23 protein-coding genes and 1 pseudogene are annotated in these 21,722 nt (G+C 71.8%); 14 read left to right on the top strand and 10 right to left on the bottom strand.

Annotated features, from left to right (window positions below; all coding sequences use genetic code 11):
* Positions 1 to 367, top strand: a pseudogene (locus CCN44_RS06375) (hypothetical protein); the annotation flags it as partial.
* Between the two features lie 13 nt (positions 368 to 380).
* On the opposite strand, the gene CCN44_RS06370 reads toward CCN44_RS06375, so the two are convergent.
* Entirely contained in the window at positions 381 to 788 is a 408-nt protein-coding gene (locus CCN44_RS06370; protein ID WP_059252972.1) for a pyrophosphohydrolase domain-containing protein, read from the bottom strand.
* Positions 789 to 916: 128 nt separating this feature from the next.
* Here CCN44_RS06370 and CCN44_RS06365 point away from each other — a divergent pair, with 128 nt between their 5' ends.
* Positions 917 to 1,915 (top strand): TAXI family TRAP transporter solute-binding subunit, encoded by a 999-nt coding sequence (locus CCN44_RS06365; RefSeq protein ID WP_086697087.1) that lies wholly within the window; start codon positions 917 to 919, stop codon positions 1,913 to 1,915.
* Positions 1,916 to 1,970: 55 nt separating this feature from the next.
* Here CCN44_RS06365 and CCN44_RS06360 read toward each other — a convergent pair whose 3' ends face one another.
* From CCN44_RS06360 to CCN44_RS06350, 3 genes are all read right to left on the bottom strand, one after another.
* Positions 1,971 to 2,744 (bottom strand): hypothetical protein, encoded by a 774-nt coding sequence (locus CCN44_RS06360; RefSeq protein ID WP_059252970.1) that lies wholly within the window; start codon positions 2,742 to 2,744, stop codon positions 1,971 to 1,973.
* A 125-nt stretch (positions 2,745 to 2,869) separates the two neighbouring features.
* Positions 2,870 to 4,300, bottom strand: coding sequence for a sensor histidine kinase (locus CCN44_RS06355; protein ID WP_059252969.1), 1,431 nt, complete (start codon positions 4,298 to 4,300; stop codon positions 2,870 to 2,872).
* Positions 4,301 to 4,311: 11 nt separating this feature from the next.
* Positions 4,312 to 4,998, bottom strand: coding sequence for a response regulator transcription factor (locus CCN44_RS06350; RefSeq protein ID WP_059255273.1), 687 nt, complete (start codon positions 4,996 to 4,998; stop codon positions 4,312 to 4,314).
* Between the two features lie 296 nt (positions 4,999 to 5,294).
* Here CCN44_RS06350 and CCN44_RS06345 point away from each other — a divergent pair, with 296 nt between their 5' ends.
* From CCN44_RS06345 to CCN44_RS06315, 8 genes are all read left to right on the top strand, one after another.
* Entirely contained in the window at positions 5,295 to 6,071 is a 777-nt protein-coding gene (locus CCN44_RS06345) for an amino acid ABC transporter ATP-binding protein (protein WP_059252968.1), read from the top strand.
* A 91-nt stretch (positions 6,072 to 6,162) separates the two neighbouring features.
* Positions 6,163 to 6,996 (top strand): glutamate ABC transporter substrate-binding protein, encoded by an 834-nt coding sequence (locus tag CCN44_RS06340; RefSeq protein ID WP_059252967.1) that lies wholly within the window; start codon positions 6,163 to 6,165, stop codon positions 6,994 to 6,996.
* 75 nt (positions 6,997 to 7,071) lie between these two features.
* Complete coding sequence (locus CCN44_RS06335) at positions 7,072 to 7,740, top strand: amino acid ABC transporter permease (protein ID WP_059252966.1); 669 nt, start codon at positions 7,072 to 7,074, stop codon at positions 7,738 to 7,740.
* A complete protein-coding gene (locus CCN44_RS06330) occupies positions 7,737 to 8,636 on the top strand; it encodes an amino acid ABC transporter permease (RefSeq protein ID WP_059252965.1) in 900 nt (299 codons plus the stop codon). Before CCN44_RS06335 ends, CCN44_RS06330 begins: the two co-directional genes overlap by 4 nt.
* 177 nt (positions 8,637 to 8,813) lie before the next feature.
* Positions 8,814 to 10,496 carry an FAD-dependent monooxygenase gene (locus CCN44_RS06325; protein WP_086697086.1) on the top strand — a complete coding sequence of 561 codons (1,683 nt, stop codon included), beginning with the start codon at positions 8,814 to 8,816 and terminating at the stop codon, positions 10,494 to 10,496.
* Between the two features lie 901 nt (positions 10,497 to 11,397).
* Positions 11,398 to 11,445 (top strand): hypothetical protein, encoded by a 48-nt coding sequence (locus tag CCN44_RS47760; protein WP_309506048.1) that lies wholly within the window; start codon positions 11,398 to 11,400, stop codon positions 11,443 to 11,445.
* Between the two features lie 71 nt (positions 11,446 to 11,516).
* Complete coding sequence (locus CCN44_RS06320) at positions 11,517 to 12,062, top strand: cupin domain-containing protein (RefSeq protein ID WP_086697085.1); 546 nt, start codon at positions 11,517 to 11,519, stop codon at positions 12,060 to 12,062.
* Between the two features lie 101 nt (positions 12,063 to 12,163).
* Positions 12,164 to 12,562, top strand: coding sequence for a rhodanese-like domain-containing protein (locus tag CCN44_RS06315; RefSeq protein WP_059255272.1), 399 nt, complete (start codon positions 12,164 to 12,166; stop codon positions 12,560 to 12,562).
* A gap of 227 nt (positions 12,563 to 12,789) precedes the next feature.
* On the opposite strand, the gene recX is transcribed toward CCN44_RS06315, so the two are convergent.
* The 3 genes from recX to CCN44_RS06300 all read right to left on the bottom strand — a co-directional run bounded on the left by recX (position 12,790) and on the right by CCN44_RS06300 (position 15,933).
* The gene (gene recX, locus CCN44_RS06310; protein ID WP_086697084.1) at positions 12,790 to 13,695 is read right to left on the bottom strand and encodes a recombination regulator RecX; all 906 of its coding nucleotides are present in this window, start codon (positions 13,693 to 13,695) and stop codon (positions 12,790 to 12,792) included.
* Positions 13,696 to 13,698: 3 nt separating this feature from the next.
* On the bottom strand, positions 13,699 to 14,826 hold the full coding sequence (recA, locus tag CCN44_RS06305) for a recombinase RecA (RefSeq protein ID WP_059252961.1): 1,128 nt from the start codon (positions 14,824 to 14,826) through the stop codon (positions 13,699 to 13,701).
* Positions 14,827 to 15,021: 195 nt separating this feature from the next.
* A complete protein-coding gene (locus CCN44_RS06300) occupies positions 15,022 to 15,933 on the bottom strand; it encodes a LysR substrate-binding domain-containing protein (RefSeq protein ID WP_059252960.1) in 912 nt (303 codons plus the stop codon).
* Positions 15,934 to 16,076: 143 nt separating this feature from the next.
* Here CCN44_RS06300 and CCN44_RS06295 point away from each other — a divergent pair, with 143 nt between their 5' ends.
* Positions 16,077 to 17,087: an aldo/keto reductase gene (locus tag CCN44_RS06295; RefSeq protein ID WP_059252959.1), complete on the top strand. Its 1,011-nt coding sequence runs from the start codon at positions 16,077 to 16,079 to the stop codon at positions 17,085 to 17,087.
* Positions 17,088 to 17,113: 26 nt separating this feature from the next.
* Positions 17,114 to 17,533, top strand: a complete 420-nt coding sequence (locus tag CCN44_RS06290) for an SRPBCC family protein (RefSeq protein ID WP_059252958.1) — start codon at positions 17,114 to 17,116, stop codon at positions 17,531 to 17,533.
* 167 nt (positions 17,534 to 17,700) lie between these two features.
* Here the strand turns inward: CCN44_RS06290 and CCN44_RS06285 are convergent, their stop codons facing one another.
* Positions 17,701 to 18,237, bottom strand: coding sequence for a hypothetical protein (locus CCN44_RS06285; protein WP_059252957.1), 537 nt, complete (start codon positions 18,235 to 18,237; stop codon positions 17,701 to 17,703).
* Between the two features lie 139 nt (positions 18,238 to 18,376).
* On the opposite strand from CCN44_RS06285, the gene CCN44_RS06280 reads away from it, so the two are divergent.
* Positions 18,377 to 18,874, top strand: coding sequence for a hypothetical protein (locus CCN44_RS06280; RefSeq protein ID WP_086697083.1), 498 nt, complete (start codon positions 18,377 to 18,379; stop codon positions 18,872 to 18,874).
* Between the two features lie 33 nt (positions 18,875 to 18,907).
* Here the strand turns inward: CCN44_RS06280 and CCN44_RS06275 are convergent, their stop codons facing one another.
* Both CCN44_RS06275 and CCN44_RS06270 read right to left on the bottom strand, forming a co-directional pair.
* The gene (locus CCN44_RS06275; protein ID WP_189397399.1) at positions 18,908 to 20,044 is read right to left on the bottom strand and encodes an AI-2E family transporter; all 1,137 of its coding nucleotides are present in this window, start codon (positions 20,042 to 20,044) and stop codon (positions 18,908 to 18,910) included.
* A 249-nt stretch (positions 20,045 to 20,293) separates the two neighbouring features.
* Entirely contained in the window at positions 20,294 to 20,488 is a 195-nt protein-coding gene (locus CCN44_RS06270; RefSeq protein WP_059252955.1) for a DUF3046 domain-containing protein, read from the bottom strand.
* A gap of 80 nt (positions 20,489 to 20,568) precedes the next feature.
* Here CCN44_RS06270 and CCN44_RS06265 point away from each other — a divergent pair, with 80 nt between their 5' ends.
* Positions 20,569 to 21,513, top strand: a complete 945-nt coding sequence (locus CCN44_RS06265) for a hypothetical protein (protein ID WP_202430329.1) — start codon at positions 20,569 to 20,571, stop codon at positions 21,511 to 21,513.
* Positions 21,514 to 21,722 lie beyond the last annotated feature (209 nt).

Genomic DNA, 21,722 nt, shown 5'->3' with positions numbered 1-21,722 from the left:
GCGTACGGGGGTGCCGGTCAGCTCCGCGCACATGACCGGCACCCCCGTACGCGCCTCCGTCACCGCCGACGGGACCGTGAAGACGGCACTCGGCGCCGAGGCCACGGTCGGCCTCTACGGCGCCGTCGGCGTCACCGCCGACCTGGCCCCGTACCTGCGCGGAGAGGCCTCCGGCACGCTCACCGCCGCCTCCGACGGCAGCGGACCGAAGGCGGCGGGCACCTGGGCCGTCCACGGCGGCGTGGACCTGTCCGGCACCCTGCGCCTCCAGCTGTCGGTCTTCGGCACCCCGGTCGTCCGGCGGAGCATCCCGCTGGGCGCCCTGCACCGCGAATGGAAGCTGGCGGGCAGCCCGCCCTCCTCGTAGGCCCGCGCGGGGGTCAGGCCGCGCCGCCGGGTATCCAGCCCTGGCGGCGCAGTACGGCCGAGACGTCCGGCGCCCGGTAGTGCTCGCCCTTGAGCACCTTGCCGTCCTCCCGGCGGGCGACCTTCCCGTCCGGGCCGATCTTGCTCATGTTGGCGCGGTGGATCTCGGCGATCACCTCGTCGAGGTCGATGCCGTGCACCAGGGCCGTGCCGTAGGCGACGTACACCACGTCGGCCAGCTCGTGCGCGAGCCGGTCCAGCGGTCCGTCCACGGCGACCTCGGCGACCTCCGCGGCCTCCTCGGCGAGCAGTTCGCCGCGGTGGGCGGCCAGCCGCGGGTCCACCTCCGTCGGCGTGCTGCGGGCGTCGAGGCCGAAGGCGTGGTGGAACTCACGGACGAGGCGGGCGGGCGAAGTGCTCATACGGCGACTCTAACGGCCGCCACGGACAACGCCGGTCGGGCCGGGCGGGCCCCGCGCTGCCCGCCCGCCGGTCCCGGGAGTGACCTCGGCCCTGGTCAGCGGAGCGCGTCGCCTGGCAGGATCGCCGCATGTCCAAGGTGTTCCCCCGGCTCGGCAGGCGCCGAGCGCTCCAGGGCGCGGCCGTCGGTGTCGTCGCCCTCGCGCTGCTGCTGTGGTGGCTGCTGCCCTTGGGCGAGAAGCCGCCGAGCGGGACGATCGTCTTCAGCACCGGTACGCCCCGCGGGGTCTACCAGGAGTACGGCGAGCGGCTGCGCACCGAGCTGGGCAAGGACATGCCCGGCCTGAAGGTGAAGCTGCTCAACAGCGCCGGTTCCCAGGAGAACGTCCAGCGGGTGGCGACCCGGCAGGCCGACTTCACCATCGCGGCGGCCGACGCGGTCGCGACGTACGAGCAGCGGCACGGCAGCGGTGCCGGGCGGCTGCGCGGCGTGGCCCGGCTCTACGACGACTACGTGCATCTCGTCGTGCCCCGTGACTCGGACGTCCGGACCGTCGCCGATCTGCGGCACAAGCGGGTGGCGACCGGGCTGCCCGACTCCGGGGTGCGGCTGATAGCCGAACGGGTGCTGCGGGCCGCCGGTATCGACCCGCGCGAGGACATCACGCCGGTGGCCGACGGCATCGACACCGGGCCCGCGCGGCTGCGCGAGGGAAAGATCGACGCCTTCTTCTGGTCCGGCGGGCTGCCCACCAAGGGGCTGGCCGCGCTGGCGCAGCAGCGTGCCTTCCGGTTCGTGCCGATCGACGACGACCTCGTCGCCCGGCTGCACGACCAGGGCGGGGGCGCGCGCTACTACCGCGCCACCAACATCCCCGAGTCCGCCTACCCGAAGGTGCAGCAGGGCGTGCAGGTGCCGACGATCGCCGTGTCCAACCTGCTGATGACCCGGACGGACGTCGATCCCCGGCTGACCGAGTGGGTGACCCGTACGGTGATCAAGAGCCGCGACGGCATCGGCGCCCACGTCCACTCCGCCCAACTGGTCGACCTCCGCACCGCCATCTACACCGACCCCCTCCCCCTCCAGGAGGGCGCCCGGCGCTATTACCGGTCGGTGAAGCCGTAGCAGGCCGTGCCGCGCCCCCGGCGTCCCCGGACCGGAACCGGCCGGTGGCGGGGGCTCAGCGGAGCTTGGTGGGGTCGAGGATCCGGCCGGGCGGCGGCGGGGTGGTGTCGACGGGCTCGTCGTGGTCGGAGAACGTGAGGTCCATGGGCGCCGTGCCGCCGACGACCGTGCCCCTCAGGGGGTAGGGCTTGCCCTCCTTGGCGATGTAGACGGTCGTGGTCTCGGTCGCGGTCCGTTCGGCGAGCACGGCGACCGGCCGGCCGCCCACGGTGGCATCGGCTTCGCGGGTGGAGTTTCCGTCGGAGGCGGGGCCCAGTCCCCCGACCAGGACGTTGAAACCATCACATATGCGCCCGAGAGTCTGGGACATCATTCTGGGGGGCTTGATCCAGCGGCCCTTGAAGAGGGCGACCTTCTCCTCGGCCTGTTCGGCTGTCATCCCGCGGCTGAAGGTGGCCCGCCAGAAGTCCTCCCCGGCCCTGACGTGGACGAGGGAGCCCTTCTTGATGATGCGCAGGGTGCCCAGGGAGTTGCCCACCGTGCCGTTGCAGGAGCCGTGGACGTCCATGGCCAGGTCGACCTCCACCTGTCGGCCGTCGCTGCTGGCCCTGCCGGTGAAGCGCATGCTCGTCGTGTTCTTGAGGGCTTCCCGGGCCTGACGGTCGATCTCCTCGGGCGTCATGGTGTCGAAGCGGTGCTTCGCCCCGGTCGCCGACGCGGTGCCCTCGGCACCGGTCGCGGTTCCGGCCGGGCTGCAGCCGGTGGCGATCACCGTGGTGGCGGCGCACAGCAGCGCGCTGGCGGCGCGGTGGGCGGTGTGGTGGAGCACGTGCGGGTTCCCTCCCCTGTCGAACCTCGCTGACTGTACGCGGTCAGGGTGCGACACGGCGCTCACGAACCGGCGTTCGGTGTCGAGCAACCCGCCAGGAGTCCCGGCAGGCGCACCCGCGCCTCCTACGGCACGGCGCCCGTGGCGGCCCCGGCGGCTTCCGCCTGCCTCGGCAGTCTGACCGTGACCCGGAGCCCCTGGGGCTCGTGGTGGGCGTAGTCGATCGAGCCGCCGCCCGCCGCGAGGAGGGCGCGGGTGATGGACAGGCCCAGGCCCGAGCCCTTCACGTTCTGGTGCCGGCCGCTGCGCCAGAAACGATCGCCCACGCGCTCCAGTTCCTCGTCGGTGAGGCCGGGGCCGGTGTCGGTGACGACGACCGTCGTGGTGTCGCCGTCCACGGCCACGGCGATCTCGACCGTGCCGCCCTCCGGGGTGAACTTGACCGCGTTGTCGATCACCGCGTCCAGGGCGCTGGACAGGGCGATCGGGTCGGCCCAGGCGGTGGTGGGCGGACAGTCGCCGGTCAGCCGGACGCCCTTGGTCCGGGCGGCCGGTGCCCACGCGGCCACCCGCTCCTCGGCCAGCGCGCCGATGTCGGTCAGCCGGAGGTCGGCCTCGGCGTGCTCGGCCAGCGCCAGGTCGAGCAGGTCGTCCAGGACGTGCGCCAGACGCTTGCCCTCGGTGCGGACCGAGGCGATCTCCTCGTTGTCCTCCGGGAGTTCGAGGGCGAGCAGTTCGATGCGCAGCAGCAGCGCCGCGAGCGGGTTGCGCAGCTGGTGCGAGGCGTCGGCGACGAAGGCGCGCTGCTGCTCCAGCACGGCCTCGACGTTGTCCGCCATCTCGTTGAACGAACGGGCCAGCCGTCTGAGTTCCGGCGGCCCGCCGGCGACCGCGACCCGGGACTTCAGCCGTCCGGTGGCGATGTCGTGGGTGGTGGCGTCCAGCACCCGTACCGGTTTGAGCACCCAGCCGGTCAGCCGGAGCGCGGCGCCGACCGCGAGCAGCATCGCCGCGATCTCACCGGCCCCGATGAACAGCCAGCCGCGCAGGATCCGGGACCGCAGCTGCCCGGTGGGCGAGTCGGTGACCACGACCGCGACGACGTCCCCGTCCCGGATCACCGGCGACGCGACCACGAGCCGGCTGCGCTGCCAGGGCCACACCTGCCGCGGGTCGTGGCTGCGCCGGCTGAGCAGCGCCTCGGCGAACGCGCTGCGCACCTCCCCGGTCTGCGGTACGAGCCAGTGGTCGGGCGCGTTGGCCATGGCGGAGCCGTTGCGGTAGAAGACGCCCGCGCGGATGCCGTAGACGCCGTAGTAGCTCTCCAGCTCGCTGCGCAGACTCTCCCGGCGCTCGTCCGTGCTGGTGCGGCGGGAGCCGCCGGGCGCGTCGGTGACGAACTGGGCGAGCGCGGCGAAGCGCGCCGTGTCGTCGATCCGGTCGACGACGACCTGCTGCTGCTGGGCGGCGGCCAGGCTGACGGCGAGCGGGATCCCGAGCGCGAGCAGGACGGCCGCCAGCAGGACGATGAGCAGCGGGAGAAGGCGTGTGCGCACCCGTCTGCCCGCTAGGCGGCCGGGGCGACGAGCCGGTAGCCGACGCCGCGTACGGTCTCGATCAGCGCGGGCATGCGCAGTTTGGCGCGCAGGGAGGCGACGTGCACCTCCAGGGTGCGGCCGGTCCCCTCCCAGCTGGTGCGCCAGACCTCGCTGATGATCTGCTCCCGGCGGAAGACCACCCCGGGCCGCTGGGCGAGCAGGGCGAGCAGGTCGAACTCCTTGCGGGTCAGTTGGACCACCGAACCGTCCACGCTCACCTGGCGGGTGGGCAGTTCGATCCGGACGGAGCCGAGGTGGAGGGCGCTCTCGCCGCCGGTCGCGGGGTCCTCGTGGGCGGTGCGCCGGCTGACGGCGTGGATCCGGGCGAGCAGCTCCCCGGTGTCGTAGGGCTTCACGACGTAGTCGTCGGCGCCCAGGTTGAGCCCGTGGATGCGGGAGCGCACGTCGGAGCGCGCGGTGACCATGATCACCGGGGTGCTGGTGCGCTTGCGTATCTTGCCGCAGACCTCGTAGCCGTCCTGGTCGGGCAGGCCGAGGTCGAGCAGGACGACGCCGAAGCCGGCGCCCTCGGGGACGAGCGCCTGGAGGGCCTCCTCGCCGCTGCGCGCATGGGTGACCTGGAATCCGTGCCGCGCGAGGACGGCCGACAGGGCCGCGGCGACGTGGTTGTCGTCCTCGACGAGGAGCAGTCTCATCCCGGCCCCCTCCGGTTCAACGATCGTACGGTCTCGGTTCTCATCGGTCTTGTAGATCACGCGTACGCCCGCGTGCACCATGGCAGTGACGCCGATGAACAAGGACGACGTCAAGAGGCTTCGGGTTGCCGGTCGCTTCCGTTACCCGGCCGATATGCGCACAGGCGGCAAGTGCTACGACATGTGTCCGATTGCTATCGGATCGTGATGCTCAGATCTCCCTCAGATGTGATGACGCAGGTCACAGCCCCTCATTACTGTCCTCGGAAACCCGAGGAGGACGGAGCCTGAGAGCGATGACCAAAGTAACGGTGGCCAAGGAGGATGCGGCCACGTCCGACGAACTGGTCGTCCTGAAGAGCGTCAACAAGCACTTCGGCGCGTTGCACGTGCTCCAGGACATCGACCTGACGATCGCCCGCGGCGAGGTCGTCGTGGTCATCGGGCCCTCCGGGTCCGGAAAGTCGACCCTGTGCCGCACCATCAACCGCCTGGAGACGATCGACTCGGGCACGATCACGATCGACGGCAAGCCCCTGCCGCACGAGGGCCGCGAGCTGGCCCGGCTGCGGGCGGACGTCGGGATGGTGTTCCAGTCGTTCAACCTCTTCGCGCACAAGACCGTGCTCGAGAACGTGATGCTGGGCCAGGTCAAGGTCCGCAAGGCGGACAAGAAGCAGGCCGAGGAGAAGGCCCGGGCCCTGCTGGACCGGGTCGGTGTGGGCACCCAGGCCGACAAGTACCCCGCCCAGCTGTCCGGCGGCCAGCAGCAGCGGGTCGCGATCGCACGGGCGCTGGCGATGGGCCCGAAGGTCATGCTCTTCGACGAGCCCACCTCCGCACTCGACCCCGAGATGATCAACGAGGTCCTGGAGGTCATGCAGCAGCTCGCGCGTGAGGGCATGACGATGATCGTGGTCACCCACGAGATGGGCTTCGCGCGGTCGGCCGCGAACCGTGTGGTCTTCATGGCGGACGGCCGGATCGTCGAACAGGCCGCGCCCGAGCAGTTCTTCAGCAACCCGCGCAGCGACCGGGCCAAGGACTTCCTGTCCAAGATCCTGCACCACTGACGGCGCCCGCCCCGGCCGCGCCCCACCGCCGACGCACCGCGTAGCGGCGGTCTCAGGGACTCGTTCCTCACCACTCAGAAGGATGTTCACCATGAAGCTCCGCAAGGTCACCGCCGCCTCGGCCGTCCTCCTCGCCCTCTCCGTGACCGCCACCGCGTGCGGCGGCGACAAGAAGGACGACGGCGGCTCGTCCGGCGGCAAGAAGATCGCCATCGGCATCAAGTTCGACCAGCCGGGCCTCGGCCAGAAGACCCCGCAGGGCTACTCCGGCTTCGACGTCGACGTGGCCACCTACGTCGCCAAGAAGCTCGGCTACAGCGCCGACCAGATCGAGTGGAAGGAGTCGAAGAGCGCCGACCGCGAGACCATGCTGCAGCGCGGCGACGTCGACTTCATCGCCGCCACCTACTCGATCACGCCGGAGCGGCAGAAGCTGGTCGACTTCGCCGGCCCGTACCTGCTCGCCCACCAGGACGTGCTGGTCCGCAAGGACGACACCTCCATCAAGTCGGCGAAGGACCTCAACAACGCGAAGCTGTGTTCGGTCACCGGCTCGACCTCGGCGCAGAACGTCAAGGACAAGCTGGCCCCCAAGGCGCAGCTCCAGAAGTACCCGACGTACTCCGCCTGCCTGACCGGTCTGCAGAACAAGAACATCGACGCCCTCACCACGGACGACTCGATCCTCGCCGGCTACGCCGCCCAGTCGCAGTTCAAGGGCAAGTTCAAGCTCGGCGGCCTGAAGATGACGAACGAGAACTACGGCATTGGCCTCAAGAAGGGCAGCGACCTCAAGGCCAAGATCAACAAGGCCCTGGAGGAGATGGTCGCCGACGGTTCCTGGCAGAAGGCCGTGGACAAGAACTTCGGTCCGGCCGGCTACAAGAACGAGCCCGCCCCGAAGATCGGCGAGATCAAGAGCTGAGGCAACGCCCTGCGGATGCGCCGCCCCTGAGGGTGGCGCATCCGGGCATCCCTACACGCGGAAGCGCGGGAGATCGTGTTCGACTTTCTTGAAGGTTACGACGTACTGGGCGCCTTCTGGACAACGGTGCAGCTGACGCTGCTGTCCGCCGTGGGCTCCCTGATCTGGGGCACCCTGCTGGCCGCCATGCGGGTGGGCCCGGTGCCGCTGATGCGCGGTTTCGGCACCGCCTACGTGAACATCGTGCGGAACATCCCGCTCACGGTGATCATCCTGTTCTCCTCGCTCGGTCTGTACTCGACGCTGAGCATCAGCCTCGGCGCCGGCGACGACGTGGACACGGCCAACTTCCGGCTGGCGGTGCTCGGGCTGATCGTCTACACGTCGGCCTTCGTGTGCGAGGCGATCCGGTCCGGCATCAACACCGTGCCCGTCGGCCAGGCGGAGGCCGCGCGGGCCATCGGCCTGAGCTTCACCCAGGTGCTGTTCCTGGTCGTGCTGCCGCAGGCCTTCCGCGCGGCCGTCGGCCCGCTGACCAACGTCCTGATCGCACTGACGAAGAACACGACGGTGGCGGCCGCGATCGGCGTCGCCGAGGCGGCGCTGCTGATGAAGGACATGGTCGAGAAGGAAGCGCAGCTGCTGCTGATCTCCGCGATCATCGCGTTCGGCTTCTGCTGCCTGACCCTGCCGACCGGCCTGATCCTCGGCTGGGTGGGCAAGAAGGTGGCGGTGAAGCGATGAGCAAGTCGGTCCTGTACGACGCCCAGGGGCCGCGCGCCAAGCAGCGCAACATCCTCTACACGGCGCTCTTCGTCGTCGCGCTGGCGGCACTCGTCTGGTGGGTGTACTCGGCGCTCGACGAGAAGAACCAGCTGGACTGGGCGCTGTGGAAGCCATACCTCGGCGGCGGCACCGAGGCGTACACGACGTACATATGGCCGGGCCTGGAGAACACCCTCAAGGCGGCGGCCCTGGCGATGATCATCGCCCTGCCGCTGGGTGCCGTCCTCGGCATCGCGCGGCTCTCGGACCACGTGTGGGTGCGGGTGCCGGCGGCGATCGTCGTGGAGTTCTTCCGCGCGATCCCCGTCCTGGTGCTGATGATCTTCGGGCTGGCGCTCTACGCCCAGTACACCGACGTCAGCTCGGACGACCGCCCGCTCTACGCGGTCGTCACCGGCCTGGTGCTGTACAACGCGTCGGTCCTCGCCGAGATCGTCCGCGCGGGCATCCTCGCCCTGCCGAAGGGCCAGTCCGAGGCGGCCCTGGCGATCGGCATGCGCAAGAACCAGGTGATGCGGCTCATCCTGCTGCCGCAGGCGGTCACCGCGATGCTCCCGGCGATCGTCAGCCAGCTGGTGGTCATCGTGAAGGACACCGCGCTCGGCGGCGCCGTCCTCACCTTCCCCGAGCTGCTCGCCTCGGCGAGCACGATGAGCGGCTACTACGGCGCCAACACCATCGCGTCGTTCACGGTGGTGGCCGTCATCTACATCGTCATCAACTTCTCGCTGACCTCGTTCGCGAGCTGGCTCGAAGGCCGGCTGCGGCGGCGCAAGAAGTCGACCGGCGCGGTGCTCGGCGTCCAGGACACCACGGACATCGGCGGCGCCGCGGGAACCGGAACCGCGGCCTGACGCCCGGTCAGACCCGAATGCACCACCCGGAGGCAGTGGCGTGATCGCCACTGCCTCCGGTCGCTTGACGCAAACTCCGCCAATGGGTTGCATACGTTCTGTGATCGTGCACCCCGCTCCACCTTCCTGTTCACTTGTCTCCGTCAGGGCATCGTCACGGGCAGGGGGCGCCGCGTCATGGACCCGGTGATCGTCGTCGGAGCGGGGCCCGTCGGACTCACGCTCGCGTTGGCCCTGGCCCGGCAGGAGGTGCCGACCGTCGTCCTGGACGAGGGCCCCGGCAAGGACGAACCCCGCCCGGCCCGCAGCGTCGTCCTGCGCGAGGAGACGGCCGCCCTGCTGGAGCGGCTGACCGGAGTCGCACTCGGTGAGCACGGCATGCGCTGGGCGGGCTGGCGGTCCGTGCGGCGCAGGCAGGTGCTGAGCGAGATCGCCTTCGACGCGGCCGAGCCGGCCCCGCTGCACATCGCACAGCACTTCCTCACCGGGTTCCTGCGCGCGGCCATCGCGCGGGAGCCGCTGGTGAAGGTGGCCGTGGACAGCCGCGTCGACGCGATCGAGCAGGAGCGTTCCGGCGTCACCGCGCACACCCGCGGCCCCAAGGGCACCTGGTGGCGCGGCAGTTACCTGGTCGGCTGCGACGGCCCCCGTTCGACCGTGCGCAAGCTCCAGGACATCCGTTTCCCGGGCCGGACGGCGGTGGAGCGGCACGCGGTCGCCGCGCTGCGCGCGGAACTTCCGTGGGAGGGCCGGGCGTTGCTCCATCGGATGCCGCCGTGGCGGTCGTCCGGGCCCTCGGCCGGGGAGGTGACCGCCCGCCCCCTCCCGGACGGCGTGTGGCGCCTGGACTGGCTGTTGCCGCCGGGCAAGGACCTGGTCACGCCCGAGATGCTGCTGTCCCGGATCCGCGAGACCCTCACGGGCTGGTCGGACGGCCCCTCACCGGCGTACGACCTGCTCGACACCGGTGTCCACACGGTGCACCACCGGCTGGCCCGCCGCTGGCGCGCCGGCCGCGTCTTCCTCGCCGGGGACGCGGCGCATCTGCTCGGCGCGCTCGGCACCCAGGGGCTCGACGAAGGGCTCCGGGACGCCGACAACCTCGCCTGGAAGCTGGCCGCGGCCTGGCACCACGGCCCGCACGAGGCCCTGCTGGACAGCTACCAGACCGAGCGGCGCGCGGTGATCGCCGCCCGGCTGCGCGCCGCCGACCAGGCGCTGCCGGTGCTGCGCGGCGGGGGCGGGCTGCGCCAGATCGTCCCCGGCGCGGCCCGGAGCCACGACGCGCTGCTCACCGACGGTCACCTGGGCCGCGGTCCGCTGGGCGCGCCCGGGACGTACGGCACCTCGCCGCTCACGCCCCGTGACCTGGAGGCGGCCATCCCCGTCGACACCCCGCCCGGGTCGCCGGTCACCGACGTCCGGGTCACGGCGGAGGACGGTTCCTTCGTCCGGCTGCGCGACCGGCTGGGCCGCGGGGCCCTGCTCGTCGTGCTCATCGCGCCCGGTACGGGTGTCTGGGAGCGCAAGCACTGGATGTCCGCCGGCGTGATGCCCCGGCTCGCGGCGGCCGTGACCGCGCTGCCGCACCCCGCGGAACTGCTGGTCGCCGAGAGCTACCCGGGCGCGCCGGCGCACAGCGTGCTGCTCGTACGCCCCGACGGCCACCTGGTCACCGCGCTCAGCGGCGTCCGCCCGGCCGACCTGTACGCGGCGGCCGAGGCTGCACTGGGCGGCGCGATGCGGGCGGAGCAACAGGAGGAAGACGAGAAGGGGCACAAGGGGCGGGGCGATGAGGGGGTGGAGGGACAGGAGGAGAAGCAGGGAGCGGCGGCACAGGCAGGATCCGGCGCACGCTGACCGCGCCCTCGGGAACGGAGGCCGACCCGCACGGAACGCACACCGCGCACCCGCGACTCCCACGGCGCCGACGGTGCACCCGGGACGACTCCCACACGCACCGGGTGCACAGCACGGGCTCCGATCCGGCACACGCTGACCACGCCCTCGGGAACGGAGGCCGACCCGCACGGAACGGACACCGCGCACCCGCGACTCCCACGACGCCGACGCTGCACCCGGGACGACTCCCACACGCACCGGGTACACAGCACGGGCTCCGATCCGGCACACGCTGACCGCGCCCTCGGGAACGGAGGCCGACCCGCACGGAACGCACACCGCGCACCCGCGACTCCCACAACGCCGACGCTGGACCCGGGACGACTCCCACACGCACCGGGTGCACAGCACGGGCTCCAATCCGACACACGCTGGCCGCACACCCGGAACTCTGCTCCGGCACGCCCCCGATCTGTGCTGCGGCGCGCCCTGATCCCACGCCCCGGACTCTGCCCGAGCATGCGCGGAACGCACCCTGCGGCGGCGGCTCCCGCCCGCGCCGACCCCATGCCTCGCAGGCGACTCCGCGTGTGCCGACCCAGTGCCCCGCAGGCGACTCCGCCTGTGCCAACCCAGTGCCCCGCAGGCGACTCCGCGTGAGCCAACCCAGTGCCCCGCAGGCGACTCCGCGTGAGCCAACCCAGTGCCCCGCAGGCGACTCCGGCCGCGCTGACCTCATCCCCTCGGAGGCGACGCCCCCCCCGCGCCGAGCCTGCTCCCCGAAGGCGGCCGGCGTGCGCCGTCCCCGTGCCTCCACCCCCTCCGTCCAGGGAGTGACACTCGGTTGACCGGAGTTCGGCGGCATGCTGTACTCCGGATCGTGACCGACACCTATGTGCGCCTGTGGCGGAGGGTCCATATGGACCTCGTCCGCTACGCGGGCTGCGTGTGTCGCCCGTCCTGCTGACTTCGCTCCCCCTTCTCCTTCCGGGCGCCGCCGTGCGCCCGTTTCCGCGAACGCTCCTCAGGACGGTGCACGTGTCTGTCCCTTCTCCTTCCCTGCCCTCGTCCGCGTCCCCGGCCGCCGGCTCGGCGCCCACCCAGGCGGACCTTCTCGACTTCGCCCACCGAACGGCGGCCGACGCCGAGCTGATCGCCTCCCTGCCGCTCGATCCGGAGGGCCGCACCTGGCTACGGCTGGCCGGCCCCGGCGGCAGCGAGGCGTGGCTGATCGGCTGGCCGCCCGGCACCGGCACCGGCTGGCACGACCACGCCGACTCGGTCGGCGTCTTCCTCACCGCCTCGGGTCATCTCACCGAGCACTCCCTCGCCGCGCGGCTGCCCACCGACGGCTGGAAGACCCTGGAACTCACCGAGGGCGTGGACCGCGTACGCCGGCTGTCCGCCGGACAGGGCCGCGCCTTCGGCCGCCACCATGTGCACGAGGTGCTCAACGAGTCCCGCGACCGACACGCGATCTCCGTCCACGCCTACTACCCGCCGCTGCCCCGGATCCGCCGTTACAGTCGCACCGGCCAGGTGCTGCGCCTGGAGCAGGTCGAACGCCCGGAGGACTGGCAGTGAGCGCGACGAGCGAGCGGGCGGCGGTGCGTGACGTGACCGGCGGGGCCAGCGGGGCCGCCGGGGTCGACGGAACCGGAGCCCCCGGCGAGGCCGGCGTTCCGGTGGAACGACCGCTCGGCATCGACGAGTTGCTGGAGCGCGTCCGGGCGGGATACCAGCGCATCGAGGCACGCGAGGCGCACCGGGCGGCACGGTCCGGTGACGCGCTGCTGGTCGACATCCGGTACGCGGCCCTGCGCGAGCGGGACGGAGTCATCCCCGGCGCCGTCGTGGTCGAGCGCAACGAACTGGAGTGGCGTCTCGATCCCCAGGGCAGCCACCGCCTCCCCGAGGCCACCGGCCACGACCTGCGTGTCGTGGTGATCTGCAACGAGGGCTACGCCTCCAGCCTCGCCGCCGCCTCCCTCCACCAACTGGGCCTGCACCGGGCGACGGACCTGGTGGGCGGCTTCCAGGCGTGGCGCGCGGAGGGGCTGCCGGTGGTGCCGGTGACGTCCTGAGCCATGGGGGCGTGCCCGGCGCACCCACTCGGGTTCCGCCCCCTTGGCCGGCGCACCCCGAACGCCGTGACCTGACTGGGTGTCCGGGAGGGCAACTACGGGGGCCCGACGTCTTGCGGCGGGAGTCCCCCGCCTGTCCACCGGGGTCACCCTGCCCGTCCACGTCGGGAGTTGACCCCAGCCGTCCGCGCCGAGGGTCGGCCCCGCCCCCGGGCCAAGGCCCGCTGTCAGAAGTCCCCGTCCCCGAGGAACTCCGTGTCCTCGCCCTCCTCCTCCAGGGCCTGGCGGACGACACGGAGGGCCATGCCCTCGGAGTAGCCCTTGCGGGCGAGCATGCCCGCGAGCCGGCGGAGTCGCTTGTCGCGGTCGAGGCCGCGGGTGGCGCGCAGCTTGCGGGCGACGAGTTCCCGGGCGGTCGCCTCCTCCTGCTCGGGGTCGAGCTGCGCGACGGCGTCCTCGATCAGCGCGGAGTCGACTCCCTTGGTGCGCAGTTCCCGGGCGAGGGCGCGGCGGGCGAGGCCCCGGCCGTGGTGCCGGGATTCCACCCAGGCGTCCGCGAAGGCGCCGTCGTCGATGAGCCCGACCTCTTCGAACCGGTCCAGCACCTCGTCGGCGACGTCCTCGGGGATCTCCCGCTTGCGCAGGGCGTCCGCGAGCTGCTTGCGGGTGCGCGGGGTCCCGGTGAGCAGGCGCAGGCAGATCGCCCGGGCCCGCTCAGCCGGGTCCCCTGAAGACTCCCCCCGCTCGTCCCTCGCCGAGGGAGGGGCGCCTTCGTCCTCACCGGGCGCGTCCCCGAAGCCGCGCCGCCGCCGGCCGCGCCCTTGGCCACCGCCCCGGGCGCCGCCGGGCCCCCGGGAGGCACGGCCGCCGGGCGAACCGCCCCCGTACGGCTCGCCGCCCGCGTCGCCGTCACCTCCGTGCCCGCCGGTTCCGCGATACGGGTCGAGTCCGCCGTGCTCGTCCCGCTCGCGGTGCTCGTCCTGCCCGTCGTACCGGTCGTACCCGTCGTACCCGTCGCCCCGGTGTTCGTCGGCACCGTCCGGGACGGAGTCCGGGTAGCCTCCGGTGCCCCTCCCCCGTGGGGCACCGGGGGTGGCGTACTCGTACTCGGCCCAGTCGGTTCGTCGTGTCACGGGTCAGCTCTTGGCAGCGGCGGCCTTGGGCTTGGTGGCCTTGGCGGCTGCCGGGGCGGGCACCGACTTGGCCGCGTCGTCGGCGGCGGCGGTGACCGCCGCGTCGGCGCCCGGCTCGGCGGCGGGCTCCTCCGGCCGGACCCCCACGCCCAGCTTCTCCTTGATCTTCTTCTCGATCTCGTTGGCCAGGTCGGGGTTGTCCTTGAGGAAGTTGCGCGCGTTCTCCTTGCCCTGGCCGAGCTGGTCGCCCTCGTACGTGTACCAGGCGCCGGCCTTGCGGACGAAGCCGTGCTCCACGCCCATGTCGATCAGGCCGCCCTCGCGGCTGATGCCCTGGCCGTAGAGGATGTCGAACTCGGCCTGCTTGAAGGGCGGCGCGACCTTGTTCTTGACGACCTTGACGCGGGTGCGGTTGCCGACCGCCTCCGTGCCGTCCTTCAGGGTCTCGATGCGGCGGATGTCGAGGCGCACCGAGGCGTAGAACTTCAGCGCGCGGCCACCGGTGGTGGTCTCCGGCGAGCCGAACATCACGCCGACCTTCTCGCGCAGCTGGTTGATGAAGATCGCGGTGGTCTTGGACTGGTTGAGCGCACCGGTGATCTTCCGCAGCGCCTGGCTCATCAGACGGGCCTGCAGACCCACGTGGCTGTCGCCCATCTCACCCTCGATCTCCGCGCGCGGGACGAGCGCGGCCACGGAGTCGATGACGATCAGGTCCAGGGCGCCGGAGCGGACCAGCATGTCCACGATCTCCAGCGCCTGCTCGCCGTTGTCCGGCTGGGAGAGGATCAGCTGGTCGATGTCGACGCCCAGCTTCTTGGCGTACTCGGGGTCGAGGGCGTGCTCGGCGTCCACGAAGGCGACGGTGCCGCCCGCCTTCTGGGCGTTGGCCACGGCGTGCAGGGTCAGCGTGGTCTTACCGGAGGACTCCGGGCCGTACACCTCGACGACACGGCCGCGCGGCAGGCCACCGACGCCGAGGGCGACGTCGAGCGCGGTCGACCCGGTCGGGATGACCTCGATGGGCTCCTTCGACCGCTCGCCCATGCGCATGACCGCGCCCTTGCCGAATTGCCGTTCAATCTGCGCGAGCGCGGCGTCGAGCGCCTTCTCGCGGTCGGTTCCTGCCATGGGTTCCACCCGGTTTGCTTGAGTCGATCGCTTCACGTCAAAGACGCTAACGCCTGCCACTGACAATGCGCCCCGACGCAGGTCCAGCCTGTGGATAACCGAGGGACATATACCCGCGAATCGGGAGAAAGTCCCCAGCCTGAGCCTCGCCTGAGCCCTCATGAGAATGGATGTTCGATTTTTGTGTCAAGCCGGTCACCGGGCTCCGGCCTCCTCGGCTCCGGCGGCCAGGACCGTCGTACGGAACGCGGCGACGACCGGGCGCAGATCGGTCCGGTGCCACGCGGCCCAGAGGGGGACGGATCGCTGGAACCAGGGCAGCTCACGGACGGTCACACCCGACAGACGGCCGTGCAGCATGCTCTTCTGCACGAAGGCGCTGCCGAGTCCGGAGGCCACGAGACCCAGGGCGGTGAGGGGCTCCGGGGCCTCGAAGCGGATGTCGGGCGTGAATCCGGCGGCGGCGCACGCAGCGACGAAGTCGTCCCGCCAGACGTGGTCGCGGTTGTCCTCGACGGCGACCCACGGCCGGCCGTCGAGATCCCCGGGCCGGATCTCGGCCGCGCCGGCGAGCGGGTGGCCACTGGGCATCGCCAGCAGCAGCGGGTCCTTGAGCAGCAGCGTGCTGCGCAGGTCGGGATCCTCTTCGGGCGGGGCTTCGGGGACGAGGGCGATGTCCAGGCTGCGCTGGCGCAGGCCCTCGAACTGCTGGGCGGCGGTGAGGTCGTAGAGGGCGACATGGATGCCGGGGCGCTCCTCGTTCAGGGTGCGCAGGGCCCGCGGCAGCAGACCGGTGTGCATGGCGTCGTCCACGTAGCCGATGCACAGGCCGCCCTCGTCGCCACGGCCGAGGCGGCGGCCCAGGTTCTCCAGGCGGTCCGCATGCCGCAACAGGGCCGTGGCCTCGGCGAGGAAGACACGGCCGTCGGAGGTGAGCCGGATGCGCTGCTGGCTGCGCTCGAAGAGCGTCAGGCCCAGGTTCTTCTCGAGCTGGGCGATCTGCCGGCTGAGCGGGGACTGCGAGATGTGCAGGCGTTCGGCGGCCCGCCCCACGTGCTCCTCTTCGGCCACGGTCACGAAATAGCGAAGTTGTCGCAAGTCAAGCATGTCAGACCTCAGGGGACTCAAGTATGTCCAAGCAAGTCTTGGACAGTCTCACCCCTCGATCCTAACCTCGATGGAGCAAGAGGCGCGGACCAGGAGAAACCTCCTCAATGCCGCGTATCGCCATCGAGACAAGGATCTTTTCCATGGGCATCAAGTCCCTTCTCCCCGGGCGGCTCGGCTTCGGTACCGCCCCGCTCGGCAACATGTTCCGCGCGATCCCCGACGACGAGGCCCGTGCCACCGTCGAGGCCGCCTGGGACCAGGGCATCCGCTACTTCGACACGGCTCCCTTCTACGGCGCCGGTCTCGCCGAGTCGCGGCTCGGCGAGGTGCTCTCCGCCAAGCCCCGCGACTCCTACGTCCTGTCCACCAAGGTCGGGCGGGTCATCCTCGACGAGCACGAGACCGCCACCCCCGACTTCGGCGAGAAGGGCGGACTGTTCGAGCACGGCAACCCCAACAAGATCGTCCACGAGTGGACCGCCGAGGCCACCGAGCGCTCCCTCGAGGACAGCCTCAAGCGCCTGGGCACCGACCGCCTCGACATCGTCTGGGTCCACGACATCGCCCAGGACTTCCACGGGGATCTGTGGCTGAGCAAGTTCGAGGAGGCCCGCACCGGCGCCTTCCGCGTCCTGTCCCGGCTGCGTGACGAGGGCGTCATCAAGGCCTGGGGCCTGGGCGTCAACCGCACCGAGCCCATCGAGCTGACCCTCGCCCTGGACGAGCCCCGCCCCGACGGCTTCCTCCTCGCCGGGCGCTACACGCTCCTGGACCACGACCACGCCCTCGGGCGGCTGCTGCCCATGGCCCAGGAACAGGGCGTCGACATGGTCGTCGGCGGCCCCTACAGCTCCGGCATCCTCGCCGGCGGCACCCACTTCGAGTACCAGCAGGCACCGCCGGAGATCATCGAGCGCGTCGGGAAGCTCAAGGCCCTCACCGACCAGCACGGCGTGAGCATCAAGGCCGCCGCCCTGCAGTTCTCCCTGGCCCACCCGGCGGCCGCCGCCGTCATCCCCGGCGCCACCCGCCCGAGCCGCATCGCCGAGGACACCGCCGCGCTGGCCGAGCGCATCCCGGCCGCCTTCTGGACCGACCTGCGGGCCGCCGGCCTGGTCAGCCCGGCCGCCCCGCTCCCCGACCACGCCTGACAGCACCATCCCCAGGAGAAACACCCATGGCTTCCACGTCCGTCTCCCGCACCGTGCCCGCCTCGCCGCAGAAGGTGTGGGACCTCATCGGCGGCTTCGACTCCCTGCCCGACTGGCTTCCCTACATCCCCGAGAGCACCGCGCTCGAAGGCGGCCGCGTGCGCAAGCTGGCCAACCCGGACGGCGACGTCATCGTCGAGCGCCTGGTCGCCTTCAACGAAGCCGAGCGCCACTACACCTACGCCATCCTCGAAGCCCCGTTCCCCGTCACCGGCTACCTCTCCACCCTGCGCGTCCACCCGGTCGACGGCCGGGACGACGTCGCCGAGGTGCAGTGGTCCGGGCGCTTCACCCCCGACGGTGTCAGCGACACCGAGGCCGAGGAGCTGTTCGCCGGGATATACGCGGACGGCCTCGACGCCCTGCACCAGGCCCTTTCCGCCTGACCGCCGGCGGTCAGGACACCGCCGGACCGCGCAGCCCGGACACGCCTCACGCGGGTCCGGGCTGCGGTGCCGCCGCCCCGGGCCCGCTGTCACCGGGACACGCGTTCGGTGCCGACGGCGAGGGCGACCCGGCCCGTCCGGCGATCACGGCACGGCAGGCTTCCGTGTCAGTCCTGGTCCGCGCTGTTCAGCGCCTTGCTGATCAGGCGGGTGGCGAAGTCGCGGTCGTCGGTGATCCGGTTGATGTGCTCCGCGAGCAGGAAGGCGGTGGCTTCCAGGGGGTTCATCTCGTCCTTGGTCCAGTCTCCGTACTGGCGCCGCCACAGGCTGGGGCTCAGGCCGGTGCCCGCCGCGACGACCAGGCCGGCCATGGTGGGGATGGCCTCCGGACGGACGCTCTTGGGCATCATGCGCATCGAGGCCACGAGGTGGGGCACCACGCTCTCGATGACGTCCCTGTCGTGGTCCTCGTACGCCATCCGCAGCCACGTCATGTACATGTAGATGAGGGTGCACGCGCCGTCCAGCAGGTCATCGGCTCCCCCGGGGCCCAGGGACGCGGTGTACTGGTCGATCAACTGCTGCTGCTCGGCATCGGTCCCGGTCTTGCCGTCGTAGACGGCTTTGAGCCGAGAGTCGATCATCATGAGCGCGGCACTCACATCGCCGGCGGGGGCGTACCGGGGGTCGCAGGGCGATGACACAGGATCCCTCCTCAGGTGACCGCGGCAGGGTGCGGCTGTCCGTACGGTAGACCGCCCGTCAGGCGGGGGTCCGGCGAATCCCGGGGGAGGACCCGCACGAGCCGGCGGCGCAGGACGGCTTCCGTAAGGTGGGGCGGAGATGAACGACGACGACAGGACGCGCGCCCTGCTCCACGCACTGGACCGGCTGCCCGGACCGCACCACCTGGAGCACCCCGACGGCTTCGACCGCTCCGCGGCCCGGTTCGGGGCGACCGCCCTGCGGGACCGGCTGACCCGGGACTTCGGCAGGCCCTGCAGCCTCGACGAGGGCATCCAGGACGCCAGTTTCTCCTTCCGCGTGGACGTCCCGGCCGAGGCGCCCGGGGCCGGGCTGCTCCTCGCCGTGCGGCTGAGCAACTACGGCGACCTGGCGGCGGTCACCACACCGGCGCCGGACAGCCACGACGACCTGGACGACGCCGTGCGCGAGGGTGCGCTCTCCGCGGCGGACCGCGTCCGGATCACGGCCGCCCTGTCCGGCCTCGGCTACCGCCTGGTCCCGCAACGGCTGCTCCGCCGGCGGTACGACGGCGAAACCTGGCTCGCCGCAGAGGACCACGCGACCTGGTGGACCCGCTTCTTCGACCACCTCTGACACCGGCCCGTGCCGGGCGGCGGAGCAGCCCGGCTACGGCCGCTGCCGCCCGCCCGGGCGGCGGGCCCAGAGCCGCCGCACACGCGTGAGCGTTCCGGGACCGACCGGGTTCCTGCCGCGGTGCCCGTGCACCCGCGGGTCGTCCGTGACGTCGTACCGCTTCACGTACGCCCCCAGGAACGCCTGCAGGGTGGCCACCGCCGGGATGGCGATCAGCGCGCCGACCGCGCCCAGCAGCGCGGTGCCCGCGACGACCGAGCCGAAGGCGACCGCCGGGTGGATGTCGACCGTCTTGGCGGTCAGCTTGGGCTGGAGCATGTAGTTCTCGAACTGCTGGTAGATCACGACGAAGATCAGCACCCAGACCGCGTACCAGGGGTTGACGGTGAACGCGATCAGCATCGGCAGCGCACCCGCGAGGTACGTGCCGATGGTGGGGATGAACTGCGAGACCAGGCCCACCCAGACGCCGAGCACCGGCGCGTACGGCACTCCGAGGGACTCGAGCAGGATGTAGTGCGCTATCCCGGAGACGAGCGCCATGAGGCCGCGCGAGTACAGATAGCCGCCCGTCTTGTCGACGGCGATCTCCCACGCGCGCAGCACCTCGGCCTGGCGCGCGGGCGGCAGCACCGAGCACAGGGCACGGCGCAGCCGGGGGCCGTCCGCCGCGAAGTAGAACGAGAACAGCGCGACCGTCAGCAGCTGGAAGAGCCCGCCCAGCACCTGGGCGGACACGTCGAGGACCCCGGCCGCGCTGGTCTGCGCGTAGCGGCGCAACCAGTCCGAGTGGAGCAGGCCCTCCTGGATGTCCACCCGTCTGAGTTCCGTGTGGAAGGTCTGGTTGATCCAGTTGATGAGCGAGTCGAGGTAGTCCGGGAATCCCTCGATCATCTTGATGATCTGGCCGGCCAGCATCGACCCGAGCAAGGTGACGAACCCGGCGGCGAGGACGGTCAGGCCGAGGAAGACCAGGAAGGTGGCGAGCCCCCTGCGCATGCCACGGGCCGCCATCCGGCTCACCGCGGGCTCGATCGCCAGGGCCAGGAAGAACGCGATCAATATGTTGATCAAGAGACTGGTCAGCTGGTGGAAGGCCCAGCTGCCCAGCTGGAACGCGGCGATCAGCGCGAGCGCGAGCACCATGGCACGCGGCAGCCAGCGCGGCATCCGGCCGTCGGGGACGACGGCGTCGGAGACCGGGGGGCGGCCGGGCGGAGGCGCGGCGGCCGGTGCTGCCTGCCGGGGGGACGGCTCGCCGTCCTCGGCGGGGGGTGCCAGGGGGTGCTCGTCAGTGGGTGCCACGCGCCCAGTCTCGCCCACGCCACCGACAACCGGCGCCCGCCAGCGATCTTCGTGACAGATCAGTGCCGTACTGTCACGTTCTTCTCCGGCAAGCCCGGCATTTCGGCCGGCGTCTCAACGCTTCTCGCGCGGCACGTCCATGACCGCGCAGACCACCTGCCACACGTCCTTGGCCGCCCAGCCGGCGTCGAGCGCCTCGTTCACCGTGCGTCCACCCAGTTCCGACATGACGTGGTCGCGCGCGAAGGTGTCGGCGTACCCCGGACCGAAGTGTTCCGCCATCCGCTGCCAGAAGACCGTCAACCGCATGACTCCAGTATCCCGCCCCTGGGGGTGGGCCCTGCCCGGGAGCGCCTGCCGAGACCGCTTTCCGTCCTACGGTCTGACGCATGGCCGAATCAGGAGCTTCTCCACTCCCCACCACGCCCCCGGCGCGTTCTCCGCTCTTCCGCGCCGAACAGTTCGTGTGGCTCACCGCACGCGTGCTGGAGCAGCATCTCTTCGCGTACCACTTCCTGCACGGCAGCCCGGACGCGGTGGAAGCGGCACTGGACGCCTACCGCAACGACGACGGCGGGTACGGGCACGCGCTGGAGCCCGATCTGCGCGGACCGGTCAGCCAGCCCCTGCACACCGCGCACGCGCTGCGTGTGCTGGACGCCGTCGAGCGCTGCGGCGGGCAGCGGGTGGAGCGCGTGTGCCGCTATCTGACCTCCGTCTCCACCCCGGACGGCGCGCTGCCGGCGGTCCACCCCAGCCAGCGCGGGTATCCGACGGCGCCGTTCGTCCCGGTCGTCGACGACCCGCCGAGCGAGCTGCTCGCCACCGGCCCGGTGGTCGGGCTGCTGCACCGCAACGAGGTCTGGCACGCCTGGCTGTTCCGGGCCACCGACTTCTGCTGGCAGGCGGTGGAGTCCCTGGACAAGTCCCACCCCTACGAGGTGCAGGCCGCCGTGGCCTTCCTGGACTCCGCTCCCGACCGCCCGCGCGCGGAGGCCGCCGCCGACCGGCTGGGCCGCCTGGTGCGGGAGCAGCGGCTCGCGGTGCTGGACCCGGACCGGCTCGACGCGTTCCCGGTCGCCCCCGGCTACGCTCCGGGCGAGCACCACTTCCCGCACGACTTCGCCCGCCGTCCCGACTCGCTGGCGCGCGCGTGGTTCACCGACGAGGAGATGTCGCGCTCGCTGGATCACCTGGCCGCCGAGCAGCAGGAGGACGGCGGCTGGCCGATCCGGTGGCGCCGGTGGGCTCCGGCCCCGGCACTGGAGGCGCGCCCCCTGGTGACCATCGAGGCCCTGCGCACCCTGAGGGCCTACGGCCGCTTCGTGGGCTGATCCGACACCGCTCACGGGCCGACGCCCTGCGCTAGGCGGGCCGACACCGTGCGCGAGGCAGGCCGACCGCCACGCTCGCACGGCGGGGCGACACACCCCTCGCAGGACGGGCCGACACCGCTCGCGGGGCGGGGCGCGGCCCGTGAGCGGCGGACCGCGTCCGTCCTGTTCGCGGACCAGCGCCTCGCCTCCCCACCGCCCTGCCCGCC

The organism is Streptomyces tricolor (assembly GCF_002155905.1).
GTDB classification, from domain to species: domain Bacteria; phylum Actinomycetota; class Actinomycetes; order Streptomycetales; family Streptomycetaceae; genus Streptomyces; species Streptomyces tricolor.
Note: the sequence above shows the minus strand (reverse complement) of the source record. Positions and strands in the feature narration are given on the sequence as shown.